Here is a 21,716-nt window from a genome sequence, read left to right on the forward strand (position 1 = left end):
CCGCGCCCGCCAGGCGCAATCTACCTCCAGTTTCGTCCCGGGAGGTGCTCCTCGCGCCGTGCGCGTCTGCTATGCCAGGGCGCATGTTCTCCTTCATCCGCCAGTTCCGGCGTCGGCGACTGCTTCGCCGCCCCTTTCCGGAGGCCTGGCTGGGCTACCTCGACGCGCGCGTGCCCTTCTTCCGCACCCTCTCTCCGGAGCTGCGGCAGTCCTTCCTGGACAAGCTCAAGGTGTTCGCGTGGGAGAAGGAGTTCATCGGCGCCGGCGGCCTGGAGGTCACCGACGAGATTCGCGTGGTGATATCCGCCACCGCGGTGCAGCTCGTGGTGCACCTGGGCCTGTCGTATTACGACCGGCTGCGGGAGGTCATCGTCTATCCCAGCGCCTTCCGAATCCCGGACCGCACGGGCGGGGTGCTGGGCGAGGCGAAGAACTGGGGCTCCGTCATCCTCTCGTGGGAGTCGGTGCTCGCGGGGCTGCGCAACCCGGGCGATGGTCACGACACCGCCACGCATGAGTTCGCCCACGTGTTGGACCGGGCCGACGGCGCCTTCGATGGCACGCCCAACCTGCGCGCGTATTCGCATTACCGGGCCTGGAGCGCGGTGATGAGCGAGCACTTCCACAAGCTTCAGCAGGGCCAGCGCCGGGAACGGCAGGTGCTGGATGACTACGGTGGGCTCAACGAGGCCGAGTTCTTCGCGGTGGCCACCGAATCGTTTTTCGAGAAACCCCGGCAAATGCAGAAGAAGACGCCGGAGCTCTATGAGGAACTGAAGCGCTTCTACGGGTGGGATCCTGCGGCTGGCACCTGAACGTCCGAGCGTGAACGTCTCGGCTGTGCTACGCGGCGGCCAGGATGTTCATCTCCTGGAGTGGAATCCATGGCCTTAGCCACCGGTCTGTCCCCATCCATGTTCATCGACCTGGAACGGGAGGCCTGGCGGGCGCTGCGTGCCGCTACGCCTCTGCCGCTGAAGTCCGAGGACATTGATGGACTGCGGGGCCTGGGAGAGCACCTCGACCTGGACGAGGTGGTGGACGTCTACCTGCCCTTGTCCCGATTGCTGAACCTGCAGGTGGCCGCGGCGCAGCGGCTGTGGGCGGAGCAGCAAGCCTTCCTGGGAGGTTCGGCGCAGAAGGTGCCGTACATCATCGCCATCGCCGGGAGCGTGGCGGTGGGCAAGAGCACGACGGCGCGCATCCTCCAGGCGCTGCTGAAGCGGTGGCCGGACCACCCGCGCGTGGAGTTGGTGACGACGGACGGGTTCCTCTTCCCCAACGATGTCCTCACCGCGCGCGACTTGATGAAGCGCAAGGGCTTCCCGGAGAGCTACGACCGGCGCGCCCTGGTGCGCTTCCTGGCGGAGCTGAAGGCCGGACGGGCGGAGGTGGCGGCGCCGGTGTACTCGCACCTCGTCTACGACGTGGTGCCTGGCGAGGCGCAGGTGGTCCGCCAGCCCGACATCCTCATCCTGGAAGGGCTCAACGTCCTCCAGGCCGGGGCACAGGAGGGGAAGCAGATGCCGGCGACGTTCCTCTCCGACTTCTTCGACTTCTCCATCTACGTGGACGCGCACGAGCACGACATCCGCCGCTGGTACGTCAACCGTTTCCTCAAGCTCCAGCAGACGGCATTCCGCGACGAGCGCAGCTACTTCCGCCGCTTCTCCGAGCTGAACCACGAGCAGGCGATTCAGCTCGCGGAGTCGGTGTGGGGCGAAATCAACGGGCCCAACCTGGCCCAGAACATCGCGCCCACCCGTTCGCGCGCGCGCCTCATCCTCCTCAAGGGCCCCGACCACAAGGTGAAGCGGGTGAGGCTGCGCAAGCTGTAGCCGCGCGTCAGAAGCGCAGGCGGTAGTGGAGCGCCTTGGGCCGCGTCAGGGCGTCGAAGCCCAGCGCGCTCAGCGTCACGCCGCGTCCGGAGTCCTTCACGCCGCTCCATGGCAGCGCGGGGTCCAGCGCGTCACAGCGGTTCATGTAGACGGTGCCCGCTTCCAGTTGCCGCGCCAGCCGGTCCGCGCGCTCCCGGTCAGACGTCCACACGCTCGCGGTGAGGCCCAGCCGCGAGGCATTCATCAGCGCCAGGGCCTCCTCATCCGAGTCCACCGGCGCGATGGGCAGCAGCGGCCCGAAGGACTCTTCACGCATCAGCCGCGCCTGGGGACTCACGTCGCGGAGCAGGGTGGGCTCGAAGAACCGGCCCCGTCCTTCCACTTGTGCCGCGCGGCCACCCGTGACGAGCCGTGCGCCCAGGCTCGTGGCGTCCTGGACGAAGGACTGCAACTCGGCGGGGTGCCAGGGCTGGGCGATGGGGCCCATCGTCGTCTGCTCGGACTCCGGGTCGCCCAGTACGTAGGCGCGCACGAGTGGCTCCGCGGCGGCGATGAAGCGCTCGTACAGCGAGCGGTGCACGTACACCCGCTCCACGGCGCAGCAGCTCTGCCCCGCGTTGTACATGGCACCGTCGACGATGTTCTCCACCGCCTTGTCGAAGTCACAGTCCGGCGCGACGTAGGCCGGGTCGTTGCCTCCCAGCTCCAGGCCGATGTGGAGGAAGCGCTCGCGCGCGGCCGCCTGCATTCTGTGGCCGCCGAGCACCGAGCCCGTGAAGAGGACGTGGTCCACACGCGCGTCACCGACGAGCTGCTCCGTGCCTGGGTAGTCCAGGAAGATGGCCTGCACCGCGCCGTCGGGCGCGCCTGCTTCGGCGAAGGCGCGCGCGAAGTGGCCACCGCACAGGGGCGTGCGCGGCGAATGCTTCACGATGACCGCGTTGCCCGCGAGCACGGCGGGCGCGATGGCATTCACCGCGGTGAGGAGTGGGTAGTTCCAGGCGGGCAGGTCCAGCACCACGCCCAGCGGCTCCTTCGCGATTCTCCGCTCGAAGCCGTCCTTGGGCGGCAGGACGATGTCCGCGAGGGATTCCTCGGCGATGGCGGCCATGTGGCGCAGGCGTCCCGCCATGCCGCCCACCTCACCCCGGGCCTGGGACAGCGGCTTGCCCATCTGTCGGGTGATGTCCCGTGCGATGGCGTCGGCGTTCTTCTCCATCGCCTCGCACGCGCACAGCACCCGCTTCACGCGCTCCGCCACGCTCAGGGCGCGCAGCGCGCGCGACGCGGCGCGGGCTCGCTCCAGGACGGTGTCCAGCTTCGCGGGCGACGTGGGCTCGACCGAAGCGGCGACGTCACCGGTGAAGGGATTGTCGACGATGTGAGTGCGCTGGCTCATGGCCTCGCAGGAAAGCCATGGACGCGCATTGCGTCATGGGTCCACGAAGTCGCCGGCCGCCCCAGCCACCCCGGCGCGTGAGGTACGCGACAGATGGCGTCCGGGAAGTGTTGTCGGCCCATCGCCAGCCTCCGTGCTTCAGGCGTCGGGGTGACGGGGGCGTGCCGCAGCGCCATGCCCAGCGGCAGTCAAGGCTCGCTCTCGTCCCCCATCGCGAGGCCGTGACCCGGCGTCAGCGCGGCCCGCCTGCTGGCCGCACCATGTCGATGTGGGGAATGCCGTCCTCGTCATAGACGTCGCCCTGCGTCTGGAAGCCGAAGCCTTCGTAGAAGCGCTGGAGGTAGTGCTGGGCCCCGATGTGGACGGCGGCCTGTGGGTACAGGCTGTCCAGCCGGGCAAGGCCACGCGTCACCAGCTCGCGCCCCAGCCCCTGGCCCCGTGCGTGGGGCGACGTCACCACGCGGCCCAGGCTGCTCGCCTGGGGATACTTCGCACCGGGAGGCAGCACCCTCAAATACCCGGCGAGCAGCCGGGTACCCTGCGACTCCGTGTGGAGCAGCAGGTGTTCCGCGCTCCGGTCGAAACCGTCCACGTCCTGGTAGATGGAGCGCTGCTCCACCACGAAGACTTCCTGTCGCAGGGCGAGCACGTCGTACAGCTCATCGAGGGACAGCGCCTGGAAGGACTTCCATTGCCAGCATCGCATGAGGAGGGCGTCTAGCATGGGTTAGCGTGCGGGGCTTTCCTCGGCGGATGCCCGGCGCATGTCTCCCCCTTCATTGGTACGTTCGGCGCCGTGATGACGAATGACTCCGCGCCTGGACGCCGCTCACGCCGCGTGGTGGCCGTCACCGTGGCGACGCTGCTCGCCGCTGGACTCGCGGAGCTTGCCCACCTGCCTGCCGGGGCGTTGCTGGGGGCGATGGTGGTGTCCATCGCCGCGTCGCTGACGCTGTCCGTGCACGTCCCGGTGCCGCGCCGGGGGCTGCTGGTGGCGCATTCGGTGCTGGGGGCGCGCTGTGTTCGTCGTTCTCTCCGGAGGCTTGGAGCGCGCTCGCGGACAGCTGGGCCGTGTCACTGGGCGCCGTGGTGGGCGTGGTGGCCGTGGCGCAGGGCGTGGCGTGGGTGTGCGCGAAGCTGGGCTACCTGGACTCGCGCACCGCCACCTTGGGGCTGATGCCGGGGGCGCGTCCGCGATGGTGGCGCTGAGCGATGAGCTGGGCGCGGACGCGCGGCTGGTGACGCTCTTCCAGTTCATGCGCCTGTGCATCGTGATTCTCGTGGCCGTGGTGGTGGGGCGGTGGGTGGGGGATACGCCGGATGTGGCAGTGGCCCGCGCGGCGGACCTGCCGGGCTCGCCGCCACCGCTGTGGGCATGGCTGACGACGGCGGGAGTGTCCGCGGTGGGCAGTTTCCTGGGGCTGCGCTTGAAGCTGCCGGCCGGTGCCTTCCTGGGGCCCGTGTTGCTGGGCATCCCCTCACGGCGCTGGGCCTGCCGGTGGGCGCGTGGCCCCGGGCCTCCTCCCGTTGGGCCTGTGGGTGCTGGGCGTGCGCGTGGGCAGCCAGTTCGATGCCTCGGCGGTGCAGGAGCTGAAGCGCGTCGCTCACGTCGCACTGGCGGCCTCGGTGGGGATGGTGGTGGGGTGTCTGCTGCTGGCGTGGGGCTGGTCCGCCGCCACGGGCGTGGACCTGCTCACCACCTACTTCGCGACGTCTCCAGGCGGCGCTGACTCCGTGCTGGCCATCGCGCTGGGCACGCGTGCCACTTTGTCCGTCGTGCTGGCGGTCCAGGTGGGACGGCTGCTCTTGATCTTCCTCGTCGCACCGACGTTCCTGCGCAGGCTGTCTTCCGTCCGGAGCGCGTGAGCACCCCGCTGGCCAGGCTGGCAGGCGTGCCTGCCCGAGCGGGCGGGGGCAGGTGTGCGCCTGGGAGGTCCCAGGGGAGGGCGGACATCCGGCGCGGCCAGGGACGCGCGGTTAATATGTAGGCCGCGATGACTGCCCCGCACGATGCCCTGCCTGTTCCCAGCCTCGCTCCGAGCATGGAGGCGCTGGTCTCATTGCTCTCGCGCCGCAGCACGGTGGTGCTCACCGGGGCGGGGTGCAGCACCGAGTCAGGCATCCCCGACTATCGGGGGCCCGGGACGCGGGCGCAGGCGCGCAATCCCATTCAGCATCGCGAGTTCCTCACGCGCCCCGAGGCCCGGGCGCGCTACTGGGCGCGAAGCCTGAGGGGCTGGCCGCGCTTCTCTTCGGCCCGGCCCAACGCGGCGCACGCGGCGCTGGCGGAGCTGGAGCAGGCGGGCCATGTCCGAGGCCTCATCACCCAGAACGTGGACGGGCTGCACCATGCCGCTGGCAGCTCGCGGGTGATTGAGCTGCATGGCGCACTGGCCAAGGTCCGGTGCCTGGCGTGCGGCGCGCAGGAGGCGCGCGAGGCGTTGCAGGCGCGGCTGCTGTCGCTCAACCCTGGCTTCTCCCTCGAGGTGCTGGAGCTGCGTCCGGACGGTGACGCGGACCTGACCTCCGAGCAGCTGTCGTCCTTCCAGGTCCCTGCGTGCCTGGTGTGTGGTGGAACGCTCAAGCCAGACGTCGTCTTCTTCGGCGACAACGTGCCGGTTCCCACCGTGGCGTCGGCGTTCGCCCTGTTGGAGGAGGGCGACGCGCTGCTGGTCGTGGGCTCTTCGCTGGCCATCTTCTCCGGCTACCGCTTCCTGGTGCGCGCGTCCGAGCGCCGGATGCCCATCGCCATCCTCAACCTGGGGGAGTGCCGGGGCGTGGAGCTCGCGGACGTGCACCTGGAGGCGCGGGCAGGGGATGCGCTTCCCCGGCTCGCGGCGGCACTGGTCCGGAGCTGAAGGGCCGTACGGCAATCACCTCACGTCGTACACCTTGCGGACCGGGCTCCCTCCTCGCTCGATGTCGAGCTCGAGGTGCGAAGCGCCCCGTAGCAGCATGAAGGCCTCCAGGGCTCTGTCGGGCGCGTCGAGCGAGACGCCATTGATGCGCCGGAGCACGTCACCAGACTGGATGCCGAGCTGCTCGTAGAGGGAGCCTTTCTTGATGGAGAAGACCTTGAAGCCCTGGGGCTTGCCGTCGCGGAAGGACGGCACCACCCGGGCCTGGGCGAGCAGGCCGTCCATATTGGAAAGCGCGTCTTCGACAGCGCGGCGGGACACCTCATAGGTGTGCTCACCCACCGCGCGGACGCCCATCTGCGCGGGCGCGGCGTTCGTCAGGAAGGGCGCGGGTGAGACGCCGCCATGGCGGTCGGCGCGGATGAACTCCTCCCGGCCGTCCACCAGGAAGGTGATGCGCTCGCGCTCGATGGAGACGACGCGAGCGCCCTGCAGGTCGTCACCGGTCATCACGCTGCGGATGCGCTTCGCGTCGAGGTCCTCGACCGAGGCGAGCGACCACTGCGAGTCATGCGCCACCAGGGTGCCGAGCAGCTTCAGCCGCAGGGACGTGTTCATGGCCGTGCCGCCACCCGAGGGCGGCGCTGGCTCCGGCGATTGGTCGAGGGGCAGTCCTGTGAGTCTTGCCAGACGACTGCCTTCCAATGCCGCGCGAGGGCGTGAGGCAGCCTCTGTCGGCAAGGCTTTCTCATCCCGCATGTTTGAAATGCGTGGCGTAAATGCGAACTCCACGAGCAGGTTGGTCGTGCTCGCCAGGAGCAGCATGGCGAGTGCGATGACTGTCGTGGTGAGGAGCCAGAAGTGCTTCCGGAGTGGATGGGCCATGGCCGAGTGCCTTTGGGTTCAGGAGTGACACGCGGCCCTTGAGCAAGCACGAGGCCAGGGCCTGAGTGGGGCTGCGCTCACTCTGATGGCGTTGCCCGCACGGGATTCACCCAGCCCTCCCTGTCACGGAGGTGCGACGTGGGGGTGACAGCCTGTCACGGCGCTCTTTGACAGAAGTGTCACGCGTTGCGCGGTGCGTCGCGTCCTGTGTGGTGTTTGTGGAATTGAACAGAAATGACGGATCGATGTGTCCTGTCAGATTTGACAATTTCGATACCAGTGTTTGTCTGGGGATGAGGCAACTTCGTTTCGTCACGGGCGAGAATCGTGAATATCCCCCGGCCCCAACGCAGCATCGGGTGACGAAAGGTATTGGCCGTGAAGACCCATTCCGTTCGCAGTGGCGACACCCTGAACGCGCTGGCCCGCAAGTACAACACGTCCGTCTCCGCGTTGGCCCAGGCCAACAACATCACTGACCCGAACAAGATTCGTGCGGGCCAGAAGCTGACCATTCCGGACACGTTCGAGAGCGCGCCCACGCGGGGAGGGGACTCCACGGGTTCCGGCACGGCCAACCGTCCGGCGGGCGGCGACAACTTCACCCCCGCGGCGACGACGACGCGCGCCGCCAACGGTCAGGTTCGCGACGACGACGGCCGGCAGTTCCCCACGTCCCGTGACGGCACGCCGCTCTACAAGCAGGGCGACGCGCAGTGGGGCTCGCGGCGGCTGGGCACCGGTTCGAGCCTGTCCGCGGCGGGTTGTGCCATGACGGCCACCGCCATGGCCGTGAGCAAGATCACCGGGAAGACCATCAACCCAGGGGAGATGGACGCGTATCTGGACCGCAACAACGGCTACTCGGGCAACGCGCTCAAGTGGGGCTCGGCGGCGGCCATGGGCGGCCTGGGCGCCGCGAAGCAGGCGTGGAAACTGGACACCATCAACCGGCAGGTCGACGCGGGCCGGCCGGTGGTCGTAGGCGTGGACTACAAGGCGGGCAGCGGTGGTGGCTCGAACGGCACCGACCACTGGATCACCATCACCGGCCGTGGCACGCAGAACGGCAAGCCCGTCTACTACGCGAACGACCCGGCCACGGGGAAGGAGATCACCCTCAACGTCCAGGGCAACCGTCTGTCGGGCGGCCCCCAGGGCTACAAGACGACGGGTGAGCTGGTGACCTTCTCGGGCGGCAACCCGCGTCCGGGCAACACGAATGGCGGTGGTGGCACGGGCGGCGTGGGCTCCCAGCCGCCGCCGACCTCGGGCGGCTCGGTGAAGGGCATGAAGTTGCCCGCGGGTGACCTGGAGAAGGGCGCGCGCGGCCCAGCCGTGGAGCAGCTCCAGCAGGCGCTGGTGAAGGGCGGCTACATGACCCAGGCCGAGATGAACACGGGCCCGGGCGTCTTCGGTCCTCGCACGGAATCGGCGCTCAAGGAGTTCCAGGCCGCCAACAACGTGAAGAACACGGGCTACTACGGTCCGCTGACGCGCGCGGCGTTCTCGAAGCTTGGCGCCACCGTGGCCAGCGGCGCCGGCGCCACCAACGGCACGGGTGGAACGGGCGGTACGCAGGGCACGGGCAACGCGGGCCCCGCGAAGGGCAACAACGACCTGAGCGGCTTCTCGTCGAACAAGTACGACAACCTCATCAACGAGATGTCGCAGAAGTACAACGTGCCCGCGCGCCTCATCAAGGCGGTCATCCAGCAGGAGTCCACCTTCAACCCGAACGCGAAGTCGGGCGCGGGCGCGGTGGGCCTGATGCAGCTCATGCCGGCCACCGCGCGCGAGCTGGGCGTCACCAACCGCACGGACCCGCGCCAGAGCATCGAGGGTGGCACCAAGTACCTCTCGCAGCAGCTCAAGCGCTTCAACGGTGACGTGCGGCTGGCGCTCGCCGCCTACAACGCGGGCGCGGGCAACGTGAACAAGTATGGCGGCGTGCCTCCGTTCAAGGAGACGCAGGACTACGTGCGGAAGATCACCGGCTGGTACAACGGCGCCGGCCCCGCGTAGCTCACCACGACGTGCCGCGACTTCGGCCCGGCTCCCGATGTGGGCGCCGGGCCGTCGTCTTTCCGGCGCTCAGGGCGTGGGCCAGAAGGCGGGTGCGTAGACGTCCGGCACGGACACCACGCGCTGCTGCGTCTTCGGGTCCCAGACGGTGGCCGCCGCATAGCCTCCGTAGGAGGTGACCAGCAGGAGTCCCCGGTCGAACTGGAAGCCCAGGTACGCGTCCGGCTCCGTGAGGTCCTTCAAGGACAGGCGCTGGTCTCCATGGGCCCAGAGCAGGGGCTGTCCGAGCACGAGCATCGGGCCCTCCTGGCGTGCCCGGTAGTAGAGCGTGCCGTCCGGGCCGGGCAGCTCCATCCACCAGCCCGTTCCCTCGCTCCCCGACTCCTGCGCATTCAGTTCCTTCGCGACCGTCGGCGCGGCCTTGCTGCCAGGAATCCGGGTGGGCAGTGAGGCCGTCCATGTCGGCGTGAGGGTCGCCTCCGCTTCGAGCAGGCCGTGCTCGGACGGCGCGTCCCCCTGGAAGCGGGCCGCCTTGAGCTCGATGCGCTTCCAGCCACCGTCCTCCAGGCGATAGGCCATGGCCAGTCCCGGCACGCCCTTGCCCTTCGGCACGGGGATGCTCTCGCCGTCGAAGGTGATGGGCCCCTTCGATTCCGAGGCCAGGACGACGAGCGCCACGGGTCGGCTCTGCGCGTCGAAGCCGACGCGCATCACAGAGGGCTCGTTGGGGTTTCCAGCGCTGTTTCCTCCGGGCAGGGACTTCAGGTCCAGCGGCTGCCCGGACTTCGCGGCGACGTCCACGCGCCAGGCACGCGGGACTTCCCCTTCGCCCGAGGGCCACGTGAAGAGGAGCCCCTGCTGGCCATCCGGACTCCATGACACCGAGGACCTGTCGCAATAGGCGTCGAAGCGAAAGACTCGGGTGGCCGTGCCCTTCAAGGGCTGGCGCATCCATTCGCAGTGTTCGGCGTCCTCGGTGGGTTTGAGGTAGCCGAGCTCCGTCTGTGACTCGGCGGGGGGCGGAGCGGGCTTGGGCGGAGGGGCGGGCACGGCCTCCGCGCGGGGCGCTGTCGCGGGGGCAGGGGGCGCGGCCGGCTTGTCCTCCTTGTTGGACTGACAGCCCAGGAGGGCGACGGCGGCGAGAAGGGCGGAAGGGGTGCGGAACCGATGCAAGGAATACCTCGGCGGTGCGGGCCTTCGATTGGGGGAGATTGTGCACCGCGCGGAAGCCACGGAACAGGACAGATGCCACGATAGGCTCCGCGCCATCATGCCGAGCCCCACCGAGTCCTCCTCGCATCCTCGCCGCTTCCATGCCGAGTCCCTGATCCACATCCATCGGCACTTGCTGGCGTCGCTCGGTGCGGGGCCTGTCACCATCGAGGTGCCAGACCCGGACCTGGGCAGGGGGTGTTACCCCGGCGAGCGTGTGGGCCCGTCTGGCGCGCTGCTCCATCGGCCCCTGCGCAGTTGGTGCGACCTGGCGGAGGGGCTCGCGTGCCGGCTGCTGACGCCCCGCGCGGTGGATGCGACGCACATCTCGCTGACCTTCGAGCGGCTGGGGCCTGAGGCGCCCTGGCACGCGGGGGGCAAGGCGGACGGAGTGGTGTCACCGCAAGAACGCTACGGCGCGGCCTCCGCGTTCGCGCGCCTGCGCAAGCTGGAGGACGCGGGCTTCCTGTTGCCCTGGCTCGAAGCGCTTGGGCGCATCCGGTTGCCGGCGTCAGGCCGCGTGCTCGACCTGGGCGTCAATCGCGGGGATGAACTGGCGGCGTTCTCGTGGCTCGAGGAAAGCCCGGACGCGCGCTTCGTGGGGGTGGACCACAGCGCCAGCGCCATCGAAGAGGCGCGCGCTCGATTCCCCGATGCCCGGCATCGCTTTGTCGTCGCCGACCTCAATGCGCTGCCGGAGGACCTGGGACGCTTCCACCTGGTGGTGTCCGTAGGCACGCTGCAGAGCCCCGGTGTGGACGACCATGCGCTGCTGCGCAAGCTCGTGCAGGAGCACCTGGAGCCGAGCTCGGCGCTGCTGCTGGGCTTTCCCAACTCCCGCTTCCGGGATGGGGAGGTCGTCTATGGCGCGCGGGTGCGGAACCTGCGCGAGCCTGACCTGTCGCTGCTGGTGAAGGACCTGTCCTTCTACCGCCGCTATCTGCACCAGCACGGCTTCCGTACGTTCCTGGGCGGCAAGTACGACCTGCTCCTCACGGCGGTGCGGGCCGCGGGCGATTGAACACGCGCGCGGTCCGCGTTGGCTCAGGCCGGCCGAGGCTGAATGGCTGGGCTGGGGACGTGGCCCGCGCGCACCACGAAGTCGCCAAAGCCTTCACCGGGCTGACGTTCGCGTGCGTAGCCTTCGAACAATGGCTCCAGCGCGGCGAGGATGGCGTCCTCGTCGATGTTCTCCCTGTAGAGGTGACTGAGGCGCTGGCCTCGCGCATCTCCGCCCAGGTGAAGGTTGTAGCGGCCCGGCGCCTTGCCCACGAGTCCCACCTCCGCCAGGTACGGCCTCGCGCAGCCGTTGGGGCACCCGGTGATGCGGAGCAGCAGGTTGGCGTCCTGCAGGCCATGCGCCCGCAGCCGGTCCTCCAGCCGTCCCACGAAGGCGGGCAGGTAGCGCTCCGCCTCCGCCATGGCGAGCCCGCACGTCGGCAGCGCCACGCACGCCAGCGCGTTGCGGCGCACCGGGCTGGCGGTGCGGAAGCTGTCCAGCGCGTGCGCCGTCACCAGCGCGCCGATGGCGTCGCGAGCCTCGGGCGTCACACCCGCGATGACGAGGTTCTGGTTCGCCGTGAGCCGGAAGTCCCCGGTGTGGATGCGCGCGATCTCCCGCAGGCCCGTCAAGTGCGTGGCGCCGGGCCGGTCCGCCACGCGGCCGCTGTCCAGATGCAGCGTCAGATGCCACCGGCCGTCATGGCCCTCCGTCCACCCGAAGCGGTCTCCGTTGTGCTCGAACGCGAAGGGGCGCGCCGGCTGGAGCGGGAAGCCGAGCCGCTTCTCCAGCTCCGCCGTGAACCAGGGAACGCCGCGCTCCTCCAGGACGTACTTCAGGCGCGCGTGCTTGCGGTTGGTGCGGTCCCCGAAGTCGCGGTGAATCTTCACCACCTCCTCGGCGACGGCGAGCGTCTGCTCCGGAGGGATGAAGCCGACGACGTCCGCCAGCCGGGGATAGGTGGCCGCGTCACCATGCGTGGCGCCCATACCGCCGCCCACGGAGACGTTGAAGCCCACGAGCGCGTCGCCCTCGATGATGGCGATGAAGCCCAGGTCCTGCGCGAAGACATCCACGTCGTTGAGGGGCGGCACCGCCACGGCGGTCTTGAACTTCCGGGGCAGGTACGTGGCGCCGTAGATGGGCTCGTCCTCACCGCCGGCCACCTTCTCCTTCCCCAGCCAGACTTCGTAGTAGGCGCGCGTCTTCGGCAGCAGGTGCTCGGAGATGCGCACCGCCCACTGGTACACCGTCTCGTGGACGCGCGAGTCCACCGGATTGGGGTTGCACAGCACGTTGCGGTTCACGTCGCCGCAGGCGGCCAGCGTGTCCATCATCGCTTCGTTGATACGGGCGATGGTGGGCCGGAGGTCTTCCTTGATGACGCCGTGCAGCTGAAAGGCCTGCCGCGTGGTGATGCGCAGCGTGTGGTTGGCGTGCTCGCGTGCCAGGGCGTCCATCACCAGCCACTGGGCCGGTGTGCACACGCCTCCAGGCAGGCGGGTGCGGAGCATGAAGCTGTAGTCGGGCTCCAGCTTCTGCTGACGCCGCTCCTCGCGCACGTCGCGGTCGTCCTGCTGATAGCTGCCGTGGAACTTGATGAGGTTGGTGTCCGGCGTGGCGAGGCCGCCCGTCACCGGATCCTCCAGGCTCTCCGCCAGACTGCCCCGGAGCAGGCGGCTCTGGGTCTTGATGTGCTCCACTTCGGAGAGTGGCTTGGGCTGGTGGCTCATGTCGTTGCTCGCAATCGGAATGGGTCAGTAGACGTCGCGCAGGTAGCGCCGCTGCTCGCGCAGGGATTCGAGCCAGGCGTGCGCGTCCTCGCGGCTCTTGCCGCCATGGGTGGAGACGACGTCCACCAGTGCCTCGTGGACATCCGGGGCCATGCGCTGGGCGTCGCCGCACACGTAGAGGTGGGCGCCGCCTTCGAGCCATTCGTAGACGTCACGTCCGGACTCACGCAGCCGGTGCTGCACGTAGACCTTCTGTGTGCGGTCCCGCGAGAAGGCGAGCGACAGCCGGTGCAGCGTCTGCTTCTTCAGGGCCTCCTGCCACTCCGTCTGGTAGAGGAACTGGGTGCGGAAGTGCTGCTCACCGAAGAAGAGCCAGTTGCGGCCCTTCGCACCGGTCTCCGCGCGCTCCTGGACGAAGGCCCGGAAGGGTGCCACGCCGGTGCCAGGGCCAATCATCAGCACGTCCTTGTCGCCGTCCTCCGGTAGCCGGAAGCGTTCGTTCGGCTCGATGAAGACGCGGACCGTGTCGGTGCCGGCCGTGCGCGTGGCCAGGTGGTACGACGCCGCGCCGAAGTGCCGCAGGTCGAACGCCGTGTAGTCCACCACCGCCACCGTGAGGTGCGCCTCTTCACCCACGCGCTTGGGGCTGGAGGCAATCGAGTACAACCGGGGCGTCAGCCGGCGCAGGGACTGGACCAGCTCCGTGGCGTCCCAGGTGGCCTTGTGGGCGCGGAGTACGTCGATGACCTGATGCCCCGCGAGCAGCGCGCGGAAGGCCTCGGCGCGGCCCGGTTCGAGCACTTCGCGCACCGCCGCGCTGCCGGACAGCCTGGCGTGCCGCTCCAGGAAGGGGCGGTTGAGCCTGGTGATTTCCAGCTCGTCACTCAGCCAACGCGCCAGCGGAAGCGTGCGGCCCTCTCGGGTGACCGCCGCTTCTCCGTCGAGGCGCAGCTCGGACAGGAAGGACGCCACCAGCTCCGGCGGATTGTGGGGCCACACGCCCAGCGCGTCGCCGGGGGCGTATTCCAGCCCGGAGCCCGCGAGCGCCAGCTCCAGGTGTCGCACGTCCTTGAGCGCGCCGCGTGCGGTGATGCGCTGATTGAGCAGCACCTCCGCCGTGTAGGGCGCTTCCTTGGTGAATGTGGGCGTGGCGTGCGGCTCCCGCAGCGGCACGACAGTGGCCGTCACCGTCGCCTGCGGAGTCAGTGCTTCGCGCGCCAGGGTGTAGGCCTGGTCGAGCCAACCCTTGGCCACGGGCTCGAAGTCCACGTCGCAATCGGCACGCGCCAACAACTGGCTGGCGCCCAGCTCCGCGAAGCGGGCGTCGAGCCGCCGGCCCACCTCGCAGAAGCGCGGGTAGCTGGAGTCTCCCAGCCCCAGCACGGCGTAGCGCAGCCCCTCCATGCGAGGCGCGCGCTTGCCGAGGATGAACTCACAGAAACCGCGTGCGTCATCCGGCGGGTCGCCATCTCCCTGGGTGCTGATGACCACGCAGAGCAGCTTCTCCTTGGCCAGCTCCCGCACCGGATAGTCGCTGGCCCGGAACAGCCGCGTGGCGAGCCCGGCGGACTCCACCTGGTGCTTGAGGCGCTCGGCCAGGAGGCGGCTGTTCCCCGTCTGCGTCCCGTAGATGATGGTGAAGTGACCGGCGGGGGCCGCCACGGGTACGGGCGCCACGGGGACGACGGTGGCCTGGGGGGCGCGGACGGCCAGTCCCGCCGTGTAGCCGCTCAGCCAGTGCAGGGCGGAGGCATCCATCTCCTCCACGAGCTTGAGCAGCAGGGCACTCTTGTTCTCACCCAGCAGCGCGTTGATGAACGGGGGCGCGTGGGTGGCAGGGGATGCGCTCATCGTGCGGCCTCCCGGAGGGAGATGATCCGGTCGAGGTGTTGCTCCAGGTCTTCAGTGGCTTCCAGCTCCAGCCACGCGGCGCCGGCATCGCGGGCCTCCGCGCGCAGGGCCCGGCGTGTCTGGGGCGCGTCGGTGTGGACCAGGGCCACCAATCCCGCCGCCGCGAGCGCCAGCGCGACCTCCACATCACCGGGGGTGGTGGTGACGTGCCAGCCCAGGTCGAACAGCCGGCGCTCCAACTGGAATGCGCGTGAGCCCGCGTCCGGCGTGGTGGGCAGCAGGACGATGGCGCCGGGCTGACCCAGTCGTCCCCGCCGCTCGGGCTGTGTGACGAGCGAGGAGGCCACGTCGCCCTTCGTCGACTCCTCCACGGGCCCCAGGACCATGCCCGCGGCCACCGTGTCGTGCGTGAGCGCGTCGATGACGATGAAGGCGCCCGTGCGGCGGTTGTCGCGGTACGGGTCGGTCAGCAGCGGCCGACGGCACACCACCCGCACCCGGCCGATGTCGTTGAGCGACAGGGACTCGGCGGGCTGCTCGGACAGGTCCGCCAGTTCCTTGCGCCACAGCACCCGCTCGATGTGCGCGGGCGCGGTCCGCGAGGCCTGCTTCACCAGGTAGCGGCGCGAGCAGTCCAGCGGCTGTTCTCCGAACCACACGAGCATCGCGTCGAGCTGGTGGAGCGACAGCGGCGGCTGGTCCACGTGGGCCAGCACGTCGCCTCGGCTGGCGTCCACTTCGTCCGCGAGTCGCAGCGTGACGGACGCGGGGGACGCGGCCTCCTCCAGCGGTCCGTCGAAGGTGTCGATGCTCGCCACGCGCGTGCGCCGCCCGGAGGGATGGACCTGGATTTCATCCCCGACGCGGACGGTGCCGGAGGCAATCTGTCCCGCCAGCCCTCGGTAGTCCTGGTGGGGCCGGAGCACGTACTGAACGGGGAAGCGGAAGGGCGCGTCGTCCTGCCGGCGCTGGTGGGGCAGGGACTCCAGCCACGCGAGCAGGGTGCCGCCTTCATGCCAGGGCGTGCGGGCGCTGGGCCGGGTGATGTTGTCCCCGCGACTGGCGCTGACGGGGAAGAGCCGCACGCCCTCGAAGCCGAGCGCGTGGGCGAAGTCCACCAGCTCGGCGCCGATGCGCTCGAAGGTGCCGCGGTCGAAGTCCGTGAGGTCCATCTTGTTCACCGCCACGGCCGGTAGGGGATGCCCAGCAGCGAGGCGATGTACGCGTGGCGGCGCGTCTGCGGCAGCACGCCCAGTCGCGCGTCCACCAGGATGACCGCCGCGTCCGCGGTGGAAGCGCCGGTGGCCATGTTGCGCGTGTACTGGATGTGGCCCGGCGTGTCCGCGACGATGACCTTGCGCCGCGCGGTGCTCAGGTAGCGGTAGGCAACGTCGATGGTGATGCCCTGCTCACGCTCGGCGCGCAGGCCGTCGGTGAAGAGGAGAAGTCCAGTTCCTCCGCGTCCGCGCCGGCCGCGGCCTTCAGTCCCTGGACCAGCGCCTCGGCGGGCACGGACACGGCGGCGGCGGTCCGCTTCGCGCTGGCCTTCCGCACGGCGGAAATCTGGTCCTCGAAGAGCCCGTCGCACTCGTAGAGGAGCCTGCCGATGAGGGTGGACTTCCCGTCATCCACGGAGCCGACCACGACGAGCCGGAGCAGCTCCCGGGAGGCATGCTGGTCGAGCAGTTGCTGCAAGCCGGTGTCCATTAGAAGTAGCCCTCGCGCTTCTTGAGCTCCATGGAGCCCTCTTCGTCGTGGTCGATGAGTCGGCCCTGCCGCTCGGACTGGCGGGCGTTCACCATCTCGTGGATGACGGTCTCCACCGTGGTGGCGGAGGATTCGATGGCGCCACTGAGCGGGTAGCAGCCCAGGGTCCGGAAGCGCACGCGCCGGAGTTCGGGCTTCTCCCCGGGCCGCAGCCGCATGCGCTCGTCATCCACCATGAGCAGCGTTCCGCCCCGGTCAATGACAGGACGCTCCGCCGCGAAGTAGAGCGGCACCACGGGGATGCGCTCGCGCAGCACGTAGTGCCACACGTCCAGCTCCGTCCAGTTGGACAGCGGGAAGACGCGCATGCTCTCGCCCGCGTCGACGCGGCCGTTGAAGAGGTTCCACAGCTCCGGCCGCTGGCGGCGAGGGTCCCACTGTCCGTGCCGGTCCCGGAAGGAGAACACCCGCTCCTTGGCGCGGGACTTCTCCTCGTCGCGCCGCGCGCCACCGAAGGCCGCGTCGAAGCCATGCGCCGCCAGCGCCTCCAGCAGCGCCTGCGTCTTCATCGCATGGGTGTACTTCTGGCTGCCGTGGTCGAAGGGGTTGATGCCCTCGGCCAGCGCGCGCTGGTTCCGGTGGATGATGAGGCGCAGTCCGTGGCGCGCCACGAAGGAGTCCCGGAACGCATACATGTCCCGGAACTTCCAGGTGGTGTCCACGTGGAGCAGCGGGAAGGGCAGGGGCGCGGGGTGGAAGGCCTTGCGCGCCAGGTGCAGCAGGACCTGGGAGTCCTTGCCGATGCTGTAGAGCATCACCGGGTTGGCGAACTCGGCCACCGTCTCCCGGAGGATGTGGATGCTCTCCGCTTCCAGCTCCGACAGGTGGGACGCCCGCGCGAACGTGTGCTCACTCATGACCGCCCTCCGCCACGCGCGCTGGCGCGTGTCCATGCTCCGAGGTTCCCTGCGCCACCAGCGAAGGCAGGCGCTCGCGCAGCGCGACGACCTCGCCCACGATGAGCAGCGACGGCGAGCCGAGCGCGTCACGCGTCGCCGCCTGGGCGATGTGGCTCAGCGGAGCCTCCACCACCCGTTGATGCTCCCACGTGCCCGCCTCCACCACGGCGGCCGGGGTGGACGCGGAACGCCCCGCGCCGACCAGCGCGCGCACCGTCTCCTCCAACCGGCTGCCCGCCATGTAGAGGACCAGCGTCTGGGCCTTCGCCAGGAAGTCCCAGGCCGGCGCGCTGCCGCCTCGGTATGCGGTGGCGAACGTCACCGCCCCGGAGACACCCCGGTGCGTGACGGGAATGGCCGCCGCCGCGGGCACGGCTGTCCCCGCGGTGAGGCCGGGCACGACTTCATACGGGATGCCCGCCTCTTCCAGCGCGAGCGCTTCCTCGCCGCCGCGGCCGAAGACGAAAGGGTCACCGCCCTTGAGCCGCACCACGCGGCGCCCCAGCAGCGCCTGGGCGATGAGGATGACGTGAATCTCCTCCTGGCTCACGGAGTCTCCGCCACCCTCCTTGCCCACGTAGATGAGCCGGGCGTGGGGACGCGCATGCTCGAGCACGCCAGGGTGGACCAACCGGTCATGAACGACGGTGTCCGCCTCCCGGAGCACGCGCACGGCGCGCAAGGTCAACAGCTCCGGGTCTCCCGGACCCGCGCCGACCAGGAACACTCGGCCTCTCGTCTGCTCTCTCATCGTGTCTCTCCAAGAATCTTCGAGTGCTCCAATTCCGTGCGGAGCCGAGCCCAGGCGGCCTTGCGCTCGCCTTGCTCCAGCAGCGCGCCGATGTCTCCCACCGCCACCTGCTTCAGCAGTTGCTGGCGCGCTTCGCCTCGGGGCAGGTGTTCGCGGAGCCAGCCGCTGAGTCGCGCCAGCCAGATGTGGTGTCGCGTCACCTGGGCGGTAAGCGTCTTGCGCAGGTGGCTGGCGAGCGCGGGGGCCCGCCCCGCCGAGGACACGGCGACGGTGATGGGGCCGCGCCTGCCGACGGAGGGCAGGGTGAAGTCACACAGCGCCGGTTCGTCCGCGGTGTTGACCCACAGGCCCAGGTCCCGGGCTTCGGCGGCCACCCGCCGGCCCACGGCCTCGTCATCCGTGGCCGCGAGCACCAGGTGATGGCCGCGCACGTCGCCGGCCTCGTAGGAACGGGGCTGCCATTCCAGGCGTCCATCGGCTGCGAGCCGCCGCAGCGTGGCGGTGGCCTCCGGCGCGATGACGCGCAGTCGCGCGCCGGCGTCGAGCACCGCGAGGGCACGGCCCTCCGCGATGGCGCCGCCGCCCACCAGCAGGACGGAGCGTCCCTCGAGTCGAAGGCACACGGGATAATCCAAGGCGTGTGAAGGCATGGCGCGTTTCATCGGACCGGATGGAGGCCGCACTCGCGGTTCTCCGCGGACTCCCACCACCAGCGGCCCGCGCGCTCGTCCTCGTAGGGTTTCACCGCGCGCGTGCAGGGCGCACAGCCGATGGACGGGTAGCCACGGTCATGGAGCGCGTTGTAGGGCACGCTGTTCGCCCGGACGTAGGCCCAGATGTCCCGGCTGCTCCACGTGGCCAGCGGGTTGAGCTTGAGCAGCCCATGCACGCTGTCCACCTCCAGCGTCGCCACGTCGGTGCGGGTGACGGACTGCTCACGGCGCAATCCCGTCACCCACGCCTGTTGGCCCGCGAGCGCGCGCGACAGGGGCTCCACCTTGCGGATGGCGCAGCACGCCTTGCGTGCCTCCAGGCTCTGGCGGAAGGAGAAGTAGCCGTTCGTGGACTCCAGCGCCTCCACGCGCGCGCGCTCGGGGAAGTACGTCTCCACGGTGACGCCGTAGCGCTTACGCACCACCTCCATGAGCTCGTATGTCTCCGGGGGCAGGCGTCCGGTGTCGAGCGTGAAGAGGCGCAGGCTGGGCGCATGCTGGCGCGCCAGGTCGATGAGGACCATGTCCTCCACGCCGAAGCTGGAGGCGATGGCCGCGCGCGCGCCGAAGCGGCGCTCGGCCCAGGCGAGGAGGTCCTGCGCGGGGGCGTCCTTCACATCAGCGGCTTCGGCGAGCAGGGCCGAGGCCTGGGGCTGCGGGGGCGACATGGTGACTCCAGGAAAAGAAAAGGCCCGCCTCTTTCGAGGGCGGGCCGCACGAGCAAGAAGGTTCGAGAAGGACGCGCTACACGCTTCTCGATGCTCGGCACCCGCCTGCAGGCGGACACACGGGACTCGCACGGCACAGACAGAACGCGCCACCCGTTGCACAGGCGTCATCACCCCCGGCGGGGAGCACGGGAGCGCAGGGGACACGGGCGTCGGCGGTGAAGGTCATGAGGGAGGCGCGGTGCAGGGCTGGGGGAGGAAACGAAAACGGCCCGGTTCCTGGGAGAGGAGACCGGGCCGGGAAGAGCGCGAGGAGGGAGGCTTGGAAGGGCGTCCCGTGTGCGCGTCAACAACCCAGGTCCGGCTGACGACAACAGGCACACGACGGACAGCAGCGGCTGGCAAACGGCGCGGCGGTCGGTGTGTGGGAGTGCGTCATCGCGAAGACCTACGCTAGCGGCTGTTTCAGGCGCGCGTCAACCCGTCCTCCTTGATGCGGTATGCGGGGCTGGGCCTGCCCGAGGGACGCCCGCTCGCCCGCACGCATGGGGAGCGGGACACGGCGCCGTCGGGTGAACGTCCGCGCAGACCTTGGAAGGAGGCGGGGAGGCGAGCCCGCGTTGCCCATGCGGCAGCGGGCATCACCTTTTGCGGCAAGCCGGATTCACCCGTCACCCATGGAGGCCATCGATGGCGAGCACCAACAAGGACGTCGAGATGCTCAACTCGTTCCTGCGCGGCGAAATCTCCGCCGTGGAGACCTATCGCAAGGCGATCGGGCACGTCTCGGACGCACTGGCTCGTGACGCGCTGGAGTATTGCCAGCACGACCATGAGCACCGGGTCGAGGAGATTCGCGAGCGCATCCTGAGGATGGGCGGTGAGCCCGTGGAGAGCTCGGGCATGTGGGGCACCTTCGCCAAGCTGGTCCAAGGCGGCGCGGACATCCTGGGCGAGAAGGCCGCCATCCAGGCGCTGGAGGAGGGCGAGGACCATGGCCTCGCCGACTACCAGCGCGACGCGGACCAGGTGCATGGCGAGAATCGACGCTTCGTGCGGATGGAGCTGATTCCCGCGCAGAAGCGGACGCATGAGCGGCTCAGCCGTCTCAAGCGCACCCTTCACTAGCGCGTGCCGCGCGGATGCGCGCCGGCCGGGTGTCTCGTTCCGGGCGCCCGGCCGGATTTTCTCAACCCGTGCGACACGACACCGGCTTGAATCCCCGGGCATCCGGTCCGTCTCAGGCCACGCGCGGCGCCCTGAACCCTCCCCTGATGGGGTGTTGGAGCTTGTGCGCAGGGCATGCGATACCTGGGGTAGCTCGTCGCGTTGAGGGAGGCGGAGCATGTCGCCGGACCGCGGTTCATCGGAACGGGAGCCACGCCCGGAGCAGGTCTCCGGCGAGGAAGCCCGGACCGTGCCCGCGACCTCCACCTCGCTGATGGACGCCAGCCATGCGGGGACGCTGAGCGCGGGTTGTGAAGCCCTCTTCCGCTCCACCGAGACGACGCTCCAGTGGGCCTGGCGGGTGCTGAAGTGCGCGAAGGCGGGGCCGGGCGCGGGCCCCTGGCCACGTCCGCCCGTCAGTGCGCGCTCGAGTTCCTGGATCGCGTCCCGCCCCATGTTCGCCGCGGCGTGGCGGAGCTCCTGGGGTACAGCAGCCTGTGGCAGGCGGTGTGTACGCGGCTGGGACGCCCGGTGGCGCGCTCCACCGAGGAGCTTCAGCATGAGCTGGGCGAGGACCTCCAGGTCCTGCTCCACGGCGCCCAGGCGCGGCTGGGGACCGCCGCCGCGCTGGAGCAGGGGCTCCTGGTCCACCTGGGGCGGCTGCGCGATTCCCGCCGGGGGAGCCGGGCGCGCCGCTGGAGCTGCGCGCGGCCCTGGACGCCTTCACCCACTCCCTGTCCGAGCTGATGACGGCGGCCAGCGCCTACCGCCGCGCGTGGGAAGCCGCCGAGACGGAGCTGTCCGAGTCCGCGGCGTGGCTGGGCGCCGGAGACCCGGGCTTCTGCTCGTGGATGGCGGACCACCTGTCAGAGACGGTCTTCGCGTGGCGCAACGCCCAGGCCTCCGTCCGCACGCTGCGCGAGCTGGGAGAGCTGTCCCAGCAGTCGTAG

General features: G+C 69.8%; 19 protein-coding genes and 3 pseudogenes. 11 read left to right on the forward strand and 11 right to left on the reverse strand.

Annotation, left to right across the window (positions count from 1 at the left end; all coding sequences use genetic code 11):
- Positions 1–83: 83 nt before the first annotated feature.
- Together QEG98_RS12105 and coaA are read left to right on the forward strand one after the other, a co-directional pair.
- Entirely contained in the window at positions 84–815 is a 732-nt protein-coding gene (locus QEG98_RS12105) for a zinc-dependent peptidase (RefSeq protein ID WP_316566847.1), read from the forward strand.
- A gap of 69 nt (positions 816–884) precedes the next feature.
- Complete coding sequence (gene coaA, locus QEG98_RS12110; RefSeq protein ID WP_090489673.1) at positions 885–1,838, forward strand: type I pantothenate kinase; 954 nt, start codon at positions 885–887, stop codon at positions 1,836–1,838.
- 7 nt (positions 1,839–1,845) lie between these two features.
- On the opposite strand, the gene QEG98_RS12115 is transcribed toward coaA, so the two are convergent.
- Entirely contained in the window at positions 1,846–3,237 is a 1,392-nt protein-coding gene (locus QEG98_RS12115; RefSeq protein WP_316566848.1) for an aldehyde dehydrogenase family protein, read from the reverse strand.
- Between the two features lie 232 nt (positions 3,238–3,469).
- Positions 3,470–3,943: a GNAT family N-acetyltransferase gene (locus tag QEG98_RS12120; RefSeq protein ID WP_316566849.1), complete on the reverse strand. Its 474-nt coding sequence runs from the start codon at positions 3,941–3,943 to the stop codon at positions 3,470–3,472.
- A gap of 93 nt (positions 3,944–4,036) precedes the next feature.
- On the opposite strand from QEG98_RS12120, the pseudogene QEG98_RS12125 reads away from it, so the two are divergent.
- The 4 genes and pseudogenes from QEG98_RS12125 to QEG98_RS12140 form a co-directional block, all read left to right on the forward strand.
- A pseudogene (locus QEG98_RS12125) lies at positions 4,037–4,198 on the forward strand (AbrB family transcriptional regulator); the annotation flags it as partial.
- 56 nt (positions 4,199–4,254) lie between these two features.
- Positions 4,255–4,652 (forward strand): annotated as a pseudogene (locus QEG98_RS41840) (AbrB family transcriptional regulator); the annotation flags it as partial.
- A gap of 91 nt (positions 4,653–4,743) precedes the next feature.
- The gene (locus QEG98_RS12135; RefSeq protein ID WP_316566850.1) at positions 4,744–5,103 is read left to right on the forward strand and encodes an AbrB family transcriptional regulator; all 360 of its coding nucleotides are present in this window, start codon (positions 4,744–4,746) and stop codon (positions 5,101–5,103) included.
- Positions 5,104–5,231: 128 nt separating this feature from the next.
- Complete coding sequence (locus QEG98_RS12140) at positions 5,232–6,095, forward strand: NAD-dependent protein deacetylase (protein WP_316566851.1); 864 nt, start codon at positions 5,232–5,234, stop codon at positions 6,093–6,095.
- A gap of 15 nt (positions 6,096–6,110) precedes the next feature.
- Here QEG98_RS12140 and gspC read toward each other — a convergent pair whose 3' ends face one another.
- Positions 6,111–6,980 carry a type II secretion system protein GspC gene (gspC, locus tag QEG98_RS12145; protein ID WP_316566852.1) on the reverse strand — a complete coding sequence of 290 codons (870 nt, stop codon included), beginning with the start codon at positions 6,978–6,980 and terminating at the stop codon, positions 6,111–6,113.
- A 378-nt stretch (positions 6,981–7,358) separates the two neighbouring features.
- Between gspC and QEG98_RS12150 the strand changes: the two genes are divergently transcribed.
- Positions 7,359–9,005 (forward strand): transglycosylase SLT domain-containing protein, encoded by a 1,647-nt coding sequence (locus tag QEG98_RS12150; RefSeq protein ID WP_316566853.1) that lies wholly within the window; start codon positions 7,359–7,361, stop codon positions 9,003–9,005.
- Between the two features lie 69 nt (positions 9,006–9,074).
- Here QEG98_RS12150 and QEG98_RS12155 read toward each other — a convergent pair whose 3' ends face one another.
- Positions 9,075–10,178 carry a hypothetical protein gene (locus QEG98_RS12155; RefSeq protein WP_316566854.1) on the reverse strand — a complete coding sequence of 368 codons (1,104 nt, stop codon included), beginning with the start codon at positions 10,176–10,178 and terminating at the stop codon, positions 9,075–9,077.
- Between the two features lie 97 nt (positions 10,179–10,275).
- On the opposite strand from QEG98_RS12155, the gene QEG98_RS12160 reads away from it, so the two are divergent.
- Positions 10,276–11,238 (forward strand): class I SAM-dependent methyltransferase, encoded by a 963-nt coding sequence (locus QEG98_RS12160; protein ID WP_316566855.1) that lies wholly within the window; start codon positions 10,276–10,278, stop codon positions 11,236–11,238.
- 23 nt (positions 11,239–11,261) lie between these two features.
- On the opposite strand, the gene cysI is transcribed toward QEG98_RS12160, so the two are convergent.
- The 7 genes and pseudogenes from cysI to QEG98_RS12195 form a co-directional block, all read right to left on the reverse strand.
- On the reverse strand, positions 11,262–12,950 hold the full coding sequence (gene cysI, locus QEG98_RS12165; protein WP_316566856.1) for an assimilatory sulfite reductase (NADPH) hemoprotein subunit: 1,689 nt from the start codon (positions 12,948–12,950) through the stop codon (positions 11,262–11,264).
- 24 nt (positions 12,951–12,974) lie between these two features.
- Positions 12,975–14,801, reverse strand: a complete 1,827-nt coding sequence (locus QEG98_RS12170) for an assimilatory sulfite reductase (NADPH) flavoprotein subunit (RefSeq protein WP_316566857.1) — start codon at positions 14,799–14,801, stop codon at positions 12,975–12,977.
- Positions 14,798–16,508, reverse strand: a pseudogene (locus tag QEG98_RS12175) (sulfate adenylyltransferase subunit 1). The gene QEG98_RS12170 and the pseudogene QEG98_RS12175 overlap by 4 nt, the downstream one beginning before the upstream one ends.
- Complete coding sequence (gene cysD, locus QEG98_RS12180; RefSeq protein ID WP_316566858.1) at positions 16,508–17,425, reverse strand: sulfate adenylyltransferase subunit CysD; 918 nt, start codon at positions 17,423–17,425, stop codon at positions 16,508–16,510. The pseudogene QEG98_RS12175 and the gene cysD overlap by 1 nt, the downstream one beginning before the upstream one ends.
- Positions 17,418–18,218: a uroporphyrinogen-III C-methyltransferase gene (cobA, locus tag QEG98_RS12185; protein WP_316566859.1), complete on the reverse strand. Its 801-nt coding sequence runs from the start codon at positions 18,216–18,218 to the stop codon at positions 17,418–17,420. Before cobA ends, cysD begins: the two co-directional genes overlap by 8 nt.
- The gene (locus QEG98_RS12190) at positions 18,215–18,880 is read right to left on the reverse strand and encodes a bifunctional precorrin-2 dehydrogenase/sirohydrochlorin ferrochelatase (protein WP_316566860.1); all 666 of its coding nucleotides are present in this window, start codon (positions 18,878–18,880) and stop codon (positions 18,215–18,217) included. Before QEG98_RS12190 ends, cobA begins: the two co-directional genes overlap by 4 nt.
- Positions 18,877–19,599, reverse strand: coding sequence for a phosphoadenylyl-sulfate reductase (locus QEG98_RS12195; protein ID WP_316566861.1), 723 nt, complete (start codon positions 19,597–19,599; stop codon positions 18,877–18,879). The genes QEG98_RS12190 and QEG98_RS12195 overlap by 4 nt, the downstream gene beginning before the upstream one ends.
- A gap of 690 nt (positions 19,600–20,289) precedes the next feature.
- Here QEG98_RS12195 and QEG98_RS12200 point away from each other — a divergent pair.
- The 3 genes from QEG98_RS12200 (at position 20,290) to QEG98_RS12210 (ending at position 21,716) form a co-directional block, all read left to right on the forward strand.
- Positions 20,290–20,727, forward strand: coding sequence for a DUF2383 domain-containing protein (locus tag QEG98_RS12200; protein WP_186817892.1), 438 nt, complete (start codon positions 20,290–20,292; stop codon positions 20,725–20,727).
- Between the two features lie 507 nt (positions 20,728–21,234).
- Complete coding sequence (locus QEG98_RS12205) at positions 21,235–21,513, forward strand: hypothetical protein (RefSeq protein WP_316566862.1); 279 nt, start codon at positions 21,235–21,237, stop codon at positions 21,511–21,513.
- A complete protein-coding gene (locus tag QEG98_RS12210; protein WP_316566863.1) occupies positions 21,513–21,716 on the forward strand; it encodes a hypothetical protein in 204 nt (67 codons plus the stop codon). The genes QEG98_RS12205 and QEG98_RS12210 overlap by 1 nt, the downstream gene beginning before the upstream one ends.

It is taken from the genome of Myxococcus sp. MxC21-1 (assembly GCF_032612255.1).
Taxonomy (GTDB): domain Bacteria; phylum Myxococcota; class Myxococcia; order Myxococcales; family Myxococcaceae; genus Myxococcus; species Myxococcus virescens.